Source organism: Streptosporangium minutum (genome assembly GCF_002149035.1).
Classification (GTDB): Bacteria; Actinomycetota; Actinomycetes; order Streptosporangiales; family Streptosporangiaceae; genus Streptosporangium; species Streptosporangium minutum.
This window is the reverse complement of sequence record NZ_NGFP01000123.1, coordinates 14,627-27,595: the sequence shown is the minus strand read 5'-3', so window position 1 is coordinate 27,595 and position 12,969 is coordinate 14,627. Positions and strand designations below refer to the sequence as shown.

The 12,969-nt window shown below is 72.4% G+C and carries 12 protein-coding genes; 6 read left to right on the top strand and 6 right to left on the bottom strand.

The genetic code is table 11. The annotated features are described in order from the left end of the window. Positions 1-161 precede the first annotated feature (161 nt). Entirely contained in the window at positions 162-1,793 is a 1,632-nt protein-coding gene (locus tag CA984_RS24910; protein WP_086575975.1) for an endo-1,4-beta-xylanase, read from the top strand. Between the two features lie 25 nt (positions 1,794-1,818). On the opposite strand, the gene CA984_RS24905 is transcribed toward CA984_RS24910, so the two are convergent. After that, positions 1,819-2,448: an SGNH/GDSL hydrolase family protein gene (locus tag CA984_RS24905; RefSeq protein WP_165781390.1), complete on the bottom strand. Its 630-nt coding sequence runs from the start codon at positions 2,446-2,448 to the stop codon at positions 1,819-1,821. 486 nt (positions 2,449-2,934) lie between these two features. Beyond that, complete coding sequence (locus tag CA984_RS24900) at positions 2,935-3,918, bottom strand: neutral zinc metallopeptidase (RefSeq protein WP_165781389.1); 984 nt, start codon at positions 3,916-3,918, stop codon at positions 2,935-2,937. Between the two features lie 215 nt (positions 3,919-4,133). Between CA984_RS24900 and CA984_RS24895 the strand changes: the two genes are divergently transcribed. Then, positions 4,134-5,768, top strand: a complete 1,635-nt coding sequence (locus CA984_RS24895) for a DUF2207 domain-containing protein (RefSeq protein WP_086575972.1) — start codon at positions 4,134-4,136, stop codon at positions 5,766-5,768. Positions 5,769-5,787: 19 nt separating this feature from the next. Here CA984_RS24895 and CA984_RS24890 read toward each other — a convergent pair whose 3' ends face one another. Together CA984_RS24890 and CA984_RS24885 are read right to left on the bottom strand one after the other, a co-directional pair. Next, complete coding sequence (locus CA984_RS24890) at positions 5,788-6,411, bottom strand: response regulator (protein WP_086575971.1); 624 nt, start codon at positions 6,409-6,411, stop codon at positions 5,788-5,790. Beyond that, on the bottom strand, positions 6,408-7,631 hold the full coding sequence (locus CA984_RS24885; protein ID WP_086575970.1) for a sensor histidine kinase: 1,224 nt from the start codon (positions 7,629-7,631) through the stop codon (positions 6,408-6,410). Before CA984_RS24885 ends, CA984_RS24890 begins: the two co-directional genes overlap by 4 nt. A 220-nt stretch (positions 7,632-7,851) precedes the next feature. Between CA984_RS24885 and CA984_RS24880 the strand changes: the two genes are divergently transcribed. Together CA984_RS24880 and CA984_RS24875 are read left to right on the top strand one after the other, a co-directional pair. Further along, positions 7,852-8,403 carry a GlcG/HbpS family heme-binding protein gene (locus CA984_RS24880; protein ID WP_086575969.1) on the top strand — a complete coding sequence of 184 codons (552 nt, stop codon included), beginning with the start codon at positions 7,852-7,854 and terminating at the stop codon, positions 8,401-8,403. Between the two features lie 123 nt (positions 8,404-8,526). Further along, on the top strand, positions 8,527-9,201 hold the full coding sequence (locus CA984_RS24875) for an ankyrin repeat domain-containing protein (protein WP_207621022.1): 675 nt from the start codon (positions 8,527-8,529) through the stop codon (positions 9,199-9,201). Positions 9,202-9,334: 133 nt separating this feature from the next. Here the strand turns inward: CA984_RS24875 and CA984_RS24870 are convergent, their stop codons facing one another. Further along, positions 9,335-10,210, bottom strand: a complete 876-nt coding sequence (locus CA984_RS24870) for an NAD(P)-dependent oxidoreductase (RefSeq protein WP_086575968.1) — start codon at positions 10,208-10,210, stop codon at positions 9,335-9,337. Between the two features lie 112 nt (positions 10,211-10,322). Between CA984_RS24870 and CA984_RS24865 the strand changes: the two genes are divergently transcribed. Beyond that, positions 10,323-11,318, top strand: a complete 996-nt coding sequence (locus tag CA984_RS24865; RefSeq protein ID WP_086575967.1) for a GlxA family transcriptional regulator — start codon at positions 10,323-10,325, stop codon at positions 11,316-11,318. Here the strand turns inward: CA984_RS24865 and CA984_RS24860 are convergent. Then, the gene (locus tag CA984_RS24860; RefSeq protein ID WP_086575966.1) at positions 11,315-12,256 is read right to left on the bottom strand and encodes an asparaginase; all 942 of its coding nucleotides are present in this window, start codon (positions 12,254-12,256) and stop codon (positions 11,315-11,317) included. The two genes, CA984_RS24865 and CA984_RS24860, sit on opposite strands and share 4 nt — an antisense overlap. A 58-nt stretch (positions 12,257-12,314) precedes the next feature. Between CA984_RS24860 and dtd the strand changes: the two genes are divergently transcribed. After that, on the top strand, positions 12,315-12,740 hold the full coding sequence (dtd, locus tag CA984_RS24855) for a D-aminoacyl-tRNA deacylase (RefSeq protein ID WP_086575965.1): 426 nt from the start codon (positions 12,315-12,317) through the stop codon (positions 12,738-12,740). Positions 12,741-12,969 lie beyond the last annotated feature (229 nt).

Here is a 12,969-nt window from a genome sequence, read left to right as displayed (position 1 = left end):
CCCCCACCGTCTCCTGACTCCCCCGGAGGGGGTACGGCTCGCGGGCCGTACCCCCTTCTCTGGGTCCGTCGCTGAAAGTTTCGATGAATATCCGCAAGTTTCTGCTCATCCCGTCGACCCAGCACGATCAGCACGATCGATCAGCCCGAGAGAGGAATCCCATGCCCAGCCTCCGCAGAGCGATCTCCACCGGGGCGCTCGCCGTCCTCCCGATCATCGCGGCCCTGCTCCCGGCCGCCCCGGCCCACGCCGCCGACTCCCTGCGCGACCACGCCGCGGCACGCGGCAAGTTCATCGGCGCCGCGCTCGCCACCTCGCCCCTCTCAGGCGAGACGGCCTACCGCACCATCGCGGGCACCGAGTTCAACCAGATCACGGCGGAGAACGCCATGAAGTGGGACGCCACCGAACCGAGCCAGAACCAGTTCAGCTGGTCCGCGGCGGACACGATCGTCAACTTCGCCACGCAGAACGGCCAGCAGGTGCACGGGCACACGCTGGTCTGGCACAACCAGACGCCTGGCTGGGTGCAGAACCTCGGCGCCGACGCCCTGCGCTCGGCGATGCGCAACCACATCGCCCAGGTCGCCGGCCGCTACGCCGCCAACCCCGCCGTCGTCTCCTGGGACGTCGTGAACGAGGTCTTCGACGACAACGGCAACATGCGCGACTCGTTCTGGTACCAGAAGCTGGGCGACAGCTACATCGCCGACGCCTTCCGGGCCGCCCGGGCCGCCGACCCCGACGCCAGGCTCTGCATCAACGACTACAACGTCGAGGGCGTCAACGCCAAGAGCACCGCGATGTACAACCTGGTGAAGTCGCTGCGGGCGCAGAACGTGCCGGTCGACTGCGTGGGCCTCCAGAGCCACCTGGCCATCCAGTACGGCTTCCCCGGCCAGGTCCAGCAGAACATGCAGCGCTTCGCCGACCTCGGCGTGGAGGTCAGGGTCACCGAACTCGACATCCGGCTGCAGACCCCCCGCGACGCGTCGAAGGACGCCCAGCAGGCCACCTACTACACGAACATGGTCAACGCCTGTCTCGCGGTGAGCCGGTGCTCCGGCATCACGATCTGGGGCTTCACCGACAAGTACTCCTGGGTCCCCGACACCTTCCCCGGCCAGGGCGCGGCCCTGATCTACGACGAGGGCTACAACCGCAAGCCCTCCTACACAGCGGTCCACGACGCCCTGGCCGGTGGCGGCACCACACCCGACACCACGCCGCCGACGGCGCCGGGCACGCCCGCCGTGTCGACCGTCACCGCCTCCGGGGCGACGCTGACGTGGGCGGCCTCAACCGACGACCGCGCGGTCACCGGCTACGACGTCTACGCCGGCACCGCCAGACTCGGCTCCTCGACGAGCAACTCCCTCACCCTGACCGGCCTCAGCCCACAGACCGCCTACACCGTCCACGCCGTCGCCCGCGACGCCGCCGGCAACCGCTCCGCCGCCTCGGGGACGGCGACCTTCACCACCTCCGCCGGGCAGCCCGGCGGAGGCTGCACCGCCGCCTACAGGATGACCAACTCCTGGCGGGGCGGTTTCCAGGGCGAGGTCACCGTCACCTGCACCGCGGCCGTCACCACCTGGAAGACCACCCTCACCTACCCCGCCGGCGTCACCGTCACCCAGTCCTGGAACTCCACCCTGGCGGCCACCGGCACCGCCTTCACCTTCACCAACGCCGCCTGGAACGGCACCGTCCCCGCCGGCGGATCGGCCACCTTCGGCTTCCTCGGCTCCTGGACCGGCTCCGGCACCCCGCCCACCCCCACCGTCTCCTAGCCGTACGGCGGGCGGTGGCCGGAGCTCACCGCCCGCCCAGCGCGGTGACCAGCCAGCGGGCGAGCCACGTGTGCCCCGCCGGGGTGGGGTGGACGCCGTCGGGCAGGACCAGCCGGCGGCTCCAGCGCTCGCCGAGCGGATCCAGGAAGGTCGCCTCCTCCTCGTCGGCGGCGGCCGCGATGGCGTCCCTGATCCGGTAGGCCCATCGGGGGGCCCGCGTCATCCAGATGGGCCCGATCACCACGACCCTGGTGTGCGGCCAGCGGGCGTGGACCAGCTCCAGCAGGCGTTTGGCCGCCCTGTTGACCCTGCCGGCCCTGGTCCGGCGGTCGTTGTGACCGCCGGAGACGATCAGCAGGTCGGGGGCCGGCCGCCAGGCGAGCTCCTCGGTGAAGGACCTCTCGAAGGTCCGGTTCACCGGCCCAGGGTTGACGAAGCCCGTCCCGGCCGCGCCGGCGGTGACGAGCTGCCAGCCCAGCTCGCGCGCCGCCTTGGCGGCGTAGCTGTTCCACCGCTCCACCGGGCCCGACCCGACGGTGAAGCTGTCTCCGACGATCATGACCAGCGGCGCCCGGACCGGGATCGGCGTGGGCGGGGCGGAGGAGGCCGGATCCGGACGGGCCGCGATGGCGCCGTTCCCCGGCGCGACCGGCACTCCGGTGACACCCCCGCCTGGCGTCCCAGCACATCCCGAAATAAGGCAACAAATCGCTACAAGAAGGGCGGGGGGCAATGCTCGGGGTCGTATCCGCACGGACCCGTGCATGCCACCTCGGAGCTCTAGGTGCCGACTTGACATCCTCCCCACGGCTGAAGCCGGGGGACTCCCACCCTCGCGGGTGGGAACTTCCTGTTTCACCGCAGGCAGCCCCGGGACGGACTCAAGCCAAGGTCTTACACCCGCTCCGCGGACCTTTCACCTGCCCGCCGGCCCGGCGGTCAAGACCCGGACAGGCCGGCTTGGCTGTCGCCCGCCCGTCCGGATACACGGACCGTACCAAGAGAAGGGCGACGGCATGCGGAAACCGCCAGGTCACCACACCCCTCGGACCTTGACGGCCCTCCCGCCCCCCGTTCCTCCCCAGGGCCGGAGCCCGGGACCTCCCGGGGAGTTCCCGGTGAACCGGCTCCGCCCCGGGAGTCAGCTGACCTGCGAGGCGGGGACCGCCCAGGTGTTGCAGTAGCCGATCCTGGCGTACTTCCAGCCCTGGTGGAGCCATCCGGCGTAGTGGTCGCCGGTGCCGTGGTCGCGTGCGCCGCCGTTGCCGCCCTGGTCGTCGCCGCGGCCGTACTCCGTCCGCAGCACCTCGTTCCAGCGGGCGCCGGTGACGCCGAGCGGGTTCCGCACGGTACGGATGAACACCCCGGCCAGGCACTGGGCCTGGAGCTCGTTCCGGCGTGAGTGGGAGTCCTGGGCGGCCTTGGACCTGCTGGAGACCTCCCACCACCAGGCGCCGCCGATCCCCGCCATGCTCTGCACGTGGTGCCCGTACTCATGGGCGAGCACGGCCAGGTAGGGGACGTGGTTGGCGGCCGGGTCGACCCGGCCGGACTGCTGGACGAGGTGGGTCAGGCCGATGTACATGCCCCGGTTGGACGGGCAGTAGTAGGCGGCGAAGCGGGGGTTGGGGTAGGTGCCGCAGGGCCCGCGGCCCGGACGGGACCAGTAGACCCGGCGCGGCTGCAGGAAGACCGCTCCGGCCTGGGAGAACTTCCCGGCCCAGGCCCGGTCCAGGCAGCCGGTGACGGCGTTGAGGTAGTCGAGCATGTCGTCGGGCCGGGTCGAGGGCCGGGGGGCGCGGCAGGAGGTGGGCCGCATCGTGCCGGTGCCGTACAGCGGGTTGCGCTTGAGCCGGGCTGTGGTGTCGGAACGTAGCATCCGGCGGAGGTCGACGCCCATGATCTGCCGATTCGCCAGCACGATCTCGGACTCGCCCATGGAGCCGAGGTCCAGCTTCGGCGGCGGCCCGAAGCTCGGCGGCGTGGCCTCCGCTCGCTCGGTCGGCGGGAGCTCGGCATTTTTGGTCGCTATGGGACCTACGCCGGGGGTGGCCGGAACCTCGGCGCCGTCACCACCCGCCAGGCCGGCGAGCACGACGACCGCGGTGAACGTCAGGGCGAGCACACCGAAGACACCAAAGGCCAGAGGACTCGATCCGCGTGGGCGCATACGACCGCCTTCTCCATGGAATGGATCTCCGGGCGGCAATCTAGCGGATATCTACCTATGTACGTTTATTGACCGAAAAATAGGGATGGGGGGCGGCATTCACCCATCGGCGGTTCTCGGTAGGCTCCCGAGCCATGGCGGGATCTGCATTGCATCGAGCGGTCGGGAGCATGGCCGCGGTTGCCACTCTGGCGCTGGCCCTGAGCGCCTCCCCGGCCCTCGCGGCCGGTACGGCGGGCACGGCGTCGGCCCAGGCGGGCAAGGTGACCGACGACACGGTCAAGCTCGAACTGCGACAGGACGGCGTGCTGCACGTCACCGAGACCGTCACCTTCGAGGGCAGCCCGCCGACGCGGAAGCTGATCGACCGGACGCGCTACGACGACGGCAGCGACCGGCTCTACCAGATCACCGGCTTCAAGGGCGACGGCACGCTGACCGGCGACACCGTCACCCTGAAGGAGGGCTCGGGCACCGCCACGCTGGAGTACGACGTCAAGGGCGCGGTGACCCCGCTGGCCGACGCCCAGGAACTGCGGTGGTACGCCGTGGGCGCCTGGTCGGTCCCGGTCGTCCAGGCGAAGGTCACGGTGAGCGGCCCGGCGCAGCTCCAGAACCTGTCCTGCTTCGCGGGCGTGCTGACCTCCGCGATCGGCTGCACCACCGCGTCGCCGGACCACACCGGGACCACCGCGGAGTTCGAGCAGCAGGAGCTGGGCCCGGGCGAGGTGCTCACCGTGGTCGTCGGCTACCCGACCGGTGCCACCAAGGGCGCCCCGGTCCTGGAGCGCCGCTTCGAGCTGTCCAACGCCTTCACCCTGAACACCGTCACCGGCGGCGCGCTGGCCGGCCTGCTGGTCCTGATGCTCGGCGGCCTGGGCCTGCTCTACTGGACGCGGGGCCGCGACGCCCGCGTGGTCGGCCACGAGTCCGGCTCGCTCAGCGCCGTCGAGAACGGCCACTTCGCCCCGCCGGACGGCGTGCGCCCCGGCCAGATCGGCACGCTCATGGACGAGCAGGCCGACGTGATCGACGTGACCGCCACGATCGTGGACCTGGCCGTCCGCGGCTACATCCGGATCGACGAGCAGCCCCGGCAGGCCTACGACTCCCCCGACTGGATGCTGGTCCGGATGCCCGGCGCCGCGACCACCGCGCTGCTGTCCTACGAGCGGGCGCTCTACGACGCCATCTTCGACGGCCGCGACGGGGTCCTGCTCTCCCACCTCCAGGGCTCGTTCGCGGCCAATCTCGGCAAGGTCCGTGACGCGCTCTACCGCGACGTGGTCACCCAGGGCTGGTTCGCCCGCCGCCCCGACACCGTCCGCACCCGCTGGACGACCATCGGCGTGCTGCTCACCGTGGCGGGAGTCGTCGCCACCGTCGCGCTGGCCTGGTTCACCACCTACGGCCTGCTCGGCCTGGCCCTGATCATCGCCGGTGCCGCCATGGCCGTCGGCGGCCAGTACATGCCGGCCAAGACCTCCAAGGGCGCGGGAGCCCTCGCCCACACCCTGGGCTTCCGGGAGTATCTGGCCTCCGGCGACGTCGGCGGCGACATCCCCCCGGCCCAGCGGGTGGAGCTGTTCTCCCGCTACCTGCCCTACGCCGTGATCTTCGACAGCGTCGAGCGCTGGGCCCGCGTGGTCTCCTCGGTCACCGGCAACGGCCAGCAGGCCGACAACCTGTACTGGTACCACGGCCCGGCCGAATGGGACCTGTCCAAGTTCGCCGACTCGATGCGGACGTTCACCATGACGACCTCCGGCGCGATCTCCTCCACCCGCCAGTTCCGCTCCCTCTAGGCGGCCCGGGCGAGCCCGTTCAGGCGAGCCGGATGAGACGCCGCTCGACGGCGGCGGTGACGGCGGCGGTGCGCGTGTCCACGCCCAGCTTGCCGTAGATGTGCACCAGGTGGGTCTTGACCGTCGCCTCGGTGATGAAGAGCCGCCTGGCGATCTCGCGGTTGCCCGCCCCGCTGGCCAGCAGCTCAAGGATCTCGACCTCGCGGGCGCTCAGCACGGGGCCCGGGTCGCGCATCCGCCTCATCATCCGGGTCGCCACCCTCGGCGACAGCACGGTCTCGCCCCTGGCCGCGGCGCGGATGCCCTGGAACAGTTCCTCCGGCGGGCAGGCCTTGAGCAGGTAGCCGGTGGCCCCCGCGTCGATGGCCCGCACGATGTCCGCGTCGGTCTCGTAGGTCGTCAGCACCAGGACCTGCGGCGGTGAGGGCAGCTCCCGGACCCGCCGGGTGGCCTCCACCCCGTCGATGCCGTCGCCGAGCTGCAGGTCCATGAGCACGACGTCCGGCTCGCGCGACGCGATGCCCCGCAGCGCCTCTTCCCCGTCCGCGGCCTCGCCGACGACCTCCATGTCGTGCTCGCCGCCGAGCAGCGCCACCAGCCCGGCCCGGACCACCGGATGGTCGTCCACCAGGAACACTCTCATCGACCTTCCGTCCCGCCCACCGCGGCGTCCGGGCTCTCCGCCCGCGCTCCCCGCACGGGGAGCGGCGCCGCGGGTGCCCCGCCTGCGGGGACCCTGGCCGCGACGGCCGTCCCCTCGCCCGGAGTGCTCTCGACGGCCAGGGAGCCGGCCACCTCCGCCAGCCGGTCACGCATCGCGCGCAGCCCGTACCCCCGGCCAGGGGCGGGGGTGGGCTCGGCGAACCCGACGCCGTCGTCGAACACGTCCAGGGTGATCTCACCGTCCAGGTAGGACAGGGTCACCATGGCCGTCTCCGCGCCCGAGTGGTCGCGGACGTTGGCCAGCGCCCCCTGCGCCACCCGCAGCAGCGCCGCCTGGACGTCCGGCTCCAGCGGGTACCCCTCGCCTTCCTGCCGGAAGCGCACGGCCGGCCCGGTGTCGTGGCCGGCCCTGTGACAGAGCCGAGCGAGCGCCTCGGGCAGCGGGACGCCCTCCAGACCGGAGGGCTGGAGGTCCCGGACGAACCGCCGGGCCTCGTCCAGGTTCTCCGCCGCGGCCGTCGCGGCCCGCCGTACGTGGGCGTGGGCCCGCTCCGGGTCTGCCGCCCACATCCGGTCGGCGGCCTGGAGCAGGATGCCCATGCTGGTCAGTCCCTGGGCCAGGGTGTCGTGGATCTCCCTGGCCAGCCGCTCGCGCTCCTCCAGGACACCGGTGCGGTGCCTGGAGTCGGCCAGCGTGCCCCGCGCGCTGATCAGGTCGTCGATGAGCCGCTGCCGGGCGGCGCTCTCGCGCTGGAGCTCCCAGAAGATCACCGCGGTCATGGTGGCGACGCCGATCGGCGCGAGGATCAGGCTGGGGTCGACCTCCTGGGCGATCTTGAGCTGGGCCGCGATCACGACGAGCGTGAGCGCCGCGGTGGCCACCACGAACCCGCGCGGCCTCAGCAGCCGCAGGCACAGGAAGAGCAGCGGGACCGCGCACCAGCTGAACGACGGCGCGAGGACCACCAGCACGAGCCAGACCGCGATCACGGCCCCCAGCCAGACGAGGCGGCCCCGGCCGAGGTCGCCCCAGAGGACGACGCCGACGGCGTACACCACGGCGAGCAGGCCGCAGACGGCCAGCGAGGCGACGGTCTGCGGATCCATCCCGTGCCGGGAGACCAACCGCGAGGCGGAGGCCGCGAGCAGCAGATAGAACCCCAGGTGCATGGCCCAGTTGAGCCAGCCGCGCTCCCTCATCACCGCCCCCCGTCCGGTCTCCTCCGACGTTATCCCCCGACGAGGATGGCGGCTCCCGAGGGGCGGCGCATCAACCGATCGGTCGACCTCCGCCTCGCCCGTCCGGCGTCCGGTGCTCGACCGTGTTCCCGATGGCGTACGGCGACGCGGCGGGCAGCCTTGTGGGTGCAAGGTTCCACCGCACCGAAAAGGTTCCACCGCACCGAACTGGAGAGACACGATGACCGCCCTTTCCGCCCGCACCCGTGCGATCGCCGGCTCCCTCGCGGGACTCGCCATCGTGGCCGGCGCCACCGGCGTGGCCGCCGCCCATACCGCCCCCGCCCAGGCCGTGGCGGCGCGCGCCCCGCAGGCCGTCGTGCAGACCGGCGTGCTGTCCGCCGACGCCGCCCTGAAGATCGCCGACGCCGTGCAGAAGGAGGCCGTCAAGCAGCGGCAGCGCGTCACCGTCGTGATCGTCGACCGGTCCGGCGCCACCCGGTTGGTGCTGAAGGGGGACGGCGCGGGTCCGCAGACCGAGGAGTCGGCACGGCGCAAGGCCTTCACCGCGGTCTCCTTCGGCAAGGCGACCAGCGAGCTGGCCAAGGGCGCCTCCGGCGACGGCCCGACCATCGCCGACATCCCGGGCACCCTCTTCCTCGGCGGCGGCGTTCCCGTCGCCTCCGGCGGCGCCCCCGTCGCGGGCATCGGCGTCGGCGGCGCGCCCGGCGGTGACATCGACGAGGCCATCGCCCGGGCGGGGCTCAAGGCTGTCGCCGGGAAGCTCGGCTGAGAGGATCCCGTCGCACCCGGCCCGGCGAGGAAGGTAGAGCGACCCGGCGAGGGAGGCGGAGCGACCCGGCCCGCAGCGCCCCGGCGACGGAGACGGAGGGACGGAGGGACGGAGGGACGGGGAATGAGACGGCGAGCTTTCCTGATCTCCGGGCTGGGCCTGCTGCTCGCGGCGTGCGACGGTGACGAGATGAAAGGATCGAACATGCTCGACGAACGACTCCTGGCCGCCGCCGCGCGCGGGGACGCCGCCGCGGTCCGGGACGCACTCCAGGCCGGGGCCGACATCGAGGCCCGCGACGGGCAGCGCCGTACGGCCCTGCTGCTCGCCTCGGCGGCCGATCACGTCGAGGCGGCCGAGGTGCTGGTCACGGCCGGCGCCGACCCGGACGCGCCGGACTTCCGGCGCGACACCCCCTGGCTGGTCACCGGCGTCACCGGCAGCGTGGCGATGCTCAGGACCCTTCTGCCGGCCGGTCCCGACCTGACCGCGCGCAACCGGTACGGAGGCGTCTCCCTCATCCCGGCCTGCGAGCGCGGGCACGTGGACTACGTCCGCGAGGTCCTCAAGACCGGCATCAAGGTCGACCATGTCAACGACCTCGGCTGGACCGGCCTGCTGGAGGCGGTCATCCTCGGCGACGGCGGCGTCCCCCATCAGGAGATCGTCGGCCTGCTCATCGCGGCGGGCGCCGACGTCGACCTCGCCGACCGCGACGGCGTCACCCCGCTCGGGCACGCCGTCGCCAAGGGCCAGACCGAGGTCGCCGCCCTGCTCCGCGCCGCCGGAGCCCACTAGAGCGCGTCCCGGCCCCGCGGATCCGGTCCCGCCCGAGACGGCTCGCCGCGGCTCAGGCAGACCGCGCCCCGGCTCAGGCGGCTCACCCCGCCCGGACGGGCTCACTCCCGATCCAGGCGGACCGCGCCCCGGCTCAGGCGGAGGGCCTGCGGAACTGCTCGATCATGGCCGCGTACCCCAGGCCGCCCTGCCCCTCGGCCAGCGCGCGGTCGGCCAGGGTCCTGACGAGCCTGGGCAGTTCGGTGTTGACGCCGGCGGCCTCACTCTCGTGGATGAGGTGATCGACCGTGGCCACATGCGTGTCGATGGTGGCGTCCAGAGCGGGGTAGGCGCCCTGGTCGACCTGGCCGGCGTAGGCGGACACGAAGCCGGTTACGGCCTCGATCCACCTGTTGGCGAAGGGGGCGAACGTCGTGGCCTCCACCTTGGCTGTGCCGAGCAGGGCGGCACCGTGCAGGAAGCTGTTGAGCGTCCCCCACATGATGCCCAGCAGCGCCACGTCGTACAGGGAGGACAGGCCGTGGTCGGCTCCCAGGTAGGTCGTCCCCGCGCCCAGGCTCCTCAGCGTCGGCTCGTGCGCCTCGTACGCGGCTTCCGGCCCGCTGTAGAGCAGGAAGGCGTCAGCCGTACCCACGACCTGGGGGATGGCCATGATCGCACCGTCAAGGTAGGTGATCCCCCGCTCCGCGGCCCACTCGGCGGTCGCGCGGGCCTGCTCGGAAGTGCCCGAGGTCAGGTTCACCAGGACGCGGCCCGCCAGGACGTCGCCCAGCGGGTCGAGAACCGCCCGCACGGCCGTGTGGTCCGACACGCAGACGACGACCAGCGGGCTCGCCTCGGCCGCGTCGCGGGCAGAGGACGCGAGGACGGCGCCCTGCTCGGCGAGCCGCCCGGCCTTCCCCGCCGAGCGGTTCCAGACCGTGGTGGCGTGGCCGTCCTTCAGGAACGCTCCGGCCAGTGCCTGTCCCATCAGGCCCAGGCCGAGGACCGTCACATCGGTGTCGCGCATATGGTGCTCCCGTTCGTTTCCGCTGTCTGGCGAATACGCTCGCAGCCGCCGGGAAGGCCGGACAGTGGCAGGAGTGACTACCTTCGCAAAATTCCTGCCGTAGGCTCCTGCCATGAAGCCTGGATCCGTCGCCGTCGCGGTGGTCGACGACACCGACATGCAGCTGTGGGACCTGTACGAACTGAGCATCGCCTGCTCGGTGTTCGGCCAGCCGCAGCCCGACCTGGCCGACACGTGGTACGACCTGTGGCTGTGCTCCCCCCGGGGGGAGGCCGCGCCGCCCGGCCGCGGGTTCTCCCTGCGGACCTCCCATGACCTGGAGAGCCTGGTCGAGGCCGACACGGTGATCGTCCCCTCGGTGCCGGAGGCCGTCGTCTCCGAGGGTGAGCCCGTCGCGCCGGAGCTGGTCGGAGCGTTGCGCCGGGCGGCCGACGCCGGAGCGCGCATGGTGTCCCTGTGCACCGGCGCCTTCGCGCTCGCCGAGGCCGGGATCCTCGACGGCCGCCGGGCCACCGCGCACTGGATGCACACCGACGACCTGGCCAGGCGCTATCCCAAGGTGCGGGTGGACGACTCGGTGCTGTACGTCGATGACGGCGACGTGCTCACCAGCGCCGGCATGACCGCCGGGCTGGACCTGTGCCTGCACCTGGTCCGCCGTGACCTGGGGGCGCACGTCGCCAACCAGCTCGCCCGGCGCATGGTGATCCCCGCCCACCGGTCCGGGGGGCAGGCGCAGTTCATCGACCTGTCCGTCCCCGTCACCGATGACGACAGCCTCGGCCCCATGCTCCAGTGGGCCGTCGAGCACCTCGACCGGCCACTGTCGGTCGACGACCTGGCCCGTCGCGCCGGCATGAGCCCGCGCACCTTCTTCCGCCAGGTCCAGGCCGTGACGGGCACCACCCCGCTGCAGTGGCTCCTCGGCCAGCGGCTGGCCCGCGCGCAGTCCCTGCTGGAGTCGACCGACCTGTCCATCGAGCAGGTCAGCGAGCGCAGCGGCCTGGGCACCGCGGCCAACCTACGCCGCCACTTCGCCCTGAACATCGGCGTGACCCCCACCGACTACCGCCGCGCCTTCCAGCGCCCCCATCTCGCCGGCCGCTAACGCAGGCGGATCTCTCCGACGGGGCGGCCACCGCCGAGCAGGACGCCGGTCGCGAGCTCGTCGAGCCCGGCGGCCTCCAGGCCGAGGGCGCGCAGCGCCGCGACGGTGACCGGGACCCGGGCCCGCTGGCCGCCGTCCTCGATCTTGACGGTTCCGGCGCGGCCGTCGGCGAAGGCGAAGGCGTCGAACGCCTCGGCGCCCGCCTTGACCATCAGCCCCGGGATCGCGCGCATCAGCCGGGCCTCAGGCCGGGTCGTGCCGGACGTCCACTCGGGGTGGGCGCGGAAGGCGTCGGCGACGCGGCGTTCGGGGGTGCCGGGCTCGGCCCGGACGAGAGAGCGGAACGCGCGGGTCACGCCCACCATCGACACGAAGAACAGCGGGGCGCCGCAGCCGTCCACCCCCGTGGCGGCGACCCGCTCGCCGGTCAGCTCCTCGACCGTGTGGCGGATCGCCCTCTGCAACGGATGCGCCGGATCGAGGTAGGTCTCCAGCGGCCAGTCGTTGAGTACGCAGGTGGCGAGCATCGCCGCGTGCTTGCCCGAGCAGTTCATGTAGATCCTGGCCCGCCCGCCCCCCGACCGCAGCACCTCGTCCCGGGAGGCGACGTCCTCGGGCAGGTCCTCCGGGCAGCGCAGCGCGCCCTCGTCCAGCCCCGCTCCGGAGAGGATCTTCCGGGCCCCTTCGACGTGGAACGGCTCACCCGCGTGGCTGGCGCACGACAGCGCGAGCAGCTCTCCCTCCAGGGCGAGCCCGGCGCGCACCATGCCGAGCGCCTGCAGCGGCTTCATCGACGAACGGGGGGAGACCAGCGCGTCCACCGCCCCGTGCACCCTCACCGGGGAACCGTCGGCACCGACGGCCAGCATCCGCGCCCGATGTGTGGATTCCACGAACCCCGAACGGACGACTTCGACAACCAACGACTCAGCAGACACCTTTGTCTCCTTTCGCGAGGATTCTAGGGAGGTCGGGGATCACGGGATGATGGGGGGCATGCGTGCGGTTGTTCAGCGGGTGAGTTCCGCTTCTGTGACGGTGGACGGTGCGACGGTCGGGGCGATCGACGAGCCCGGACTGCTGGTGCTGGTGGGGGTGACCCACACCGACACCCCGGCGGAGGCGGCCAGGCTCGCCGCCAAGCTCTGGGGCCTGCGGATCCTGTCCGGCGAGAAGTCCTGCTCGGACATCGGCGCGCCGCTGCTCGTGGTCAGCCAGTTCACCCTGTACGGCGACGCGCGCAAGGGCCGCCGCCCCACCTGGCAGGCCGCGGCGCCCGGACCGGTCGCCGAGCCGCTGGTGGAGGCCGTCTGCACCGAGCTGCGCGGCCTGGGGGCCCGCGTGGAGACCGGGGTGTTCGGCGCCGACATGAAGGTCGGCCTGACCAACGACGGCCCGATCACCCTGATCCTGGAGATCTGAGGCGATCCCGGAGGTCCGGGGTGTCGCCGGAGAGCCTGGACGATCACAGAGGGCCTGGACGGCGTTCACGAAGGTCCGGGGTGTCGCCGGAGAGCCCGGACGATCACGGAAGTCCGGGAGGGCGTTCACGGAGGTCCGGGACGGTCCCGGTCCTCATCACGGTGATGATCGGCTAAGGTCACCGCTTGTCCGCGTCGAATCATCAGGGAACCCGTCGCCCACGAGGAGG

Bases quoted from the DNA above. Each gene is read 5' to 3' on its own strand.
- CA984_RS24910 (WP_086575975.1), top strand. From the start codon at position 162: ATGCCCAGCCTCCGCAGAGCGATCTCCACCGGGGCGCTCGCCGTCCTC.
- CA984_RS24895 (WP_086575972.1), top strand. From the start codon at position 4,134: ATGGCCGCGGTTGCCACTCTGGCGCTGGCCCTGAGCGCCTCCCCGGCC.
- CA984_RS24890 (WP_086575971.1), bottom strand. From the start codon at position 6,411: ATGAGAGTGTTCCTGGTGGACGACCATCCGGTGGTCCGGGCCGGGCTG.
- CA984_RS24885 (WP_086575970.1), bottom strand. From the start codon at position 7,631: ATGAGGGAGCGCGGCTGGCTCAACTGGGCCATGCACCTGGGGTTCTAT.
- CA984_RS24880 (WP_086575969.1), top strand. From the start codon at position 7,852: ATGACCGCCCTTTCCGCCCGCACCCGTGCGATCGCCGGCTCCCTCGCG.
- CA984_RS24875 (WP_207621022.1), top strand. From the start codon at position 8,527: ATGAGACGGCGAGCTTTCCTGATCTCCGGGCTGGGCCTGCTGCTCGCG.
- CA984_RS24870 (WP_086575968.1), bottom strand. From the start codon at position 10,210: ATGCGCGACACCGATGTGACGGTCCTCGGCCTGGGCCTGATGGGACAG.
- CA984_RS24865 (WP_086575967.1), top strand. From the start codon at position 10,323: ATGAAGCCTGGATCCGTCGCCGTCGCGGTGGTCGACGACACCGACATG.
- dtd (WP_086575965.1), top strand. From the start codon at position 12,315: ATGCGTGCGGTTGTTCAGCGGGTGAGTTCCGCTTCTGTGACGGTGGAC.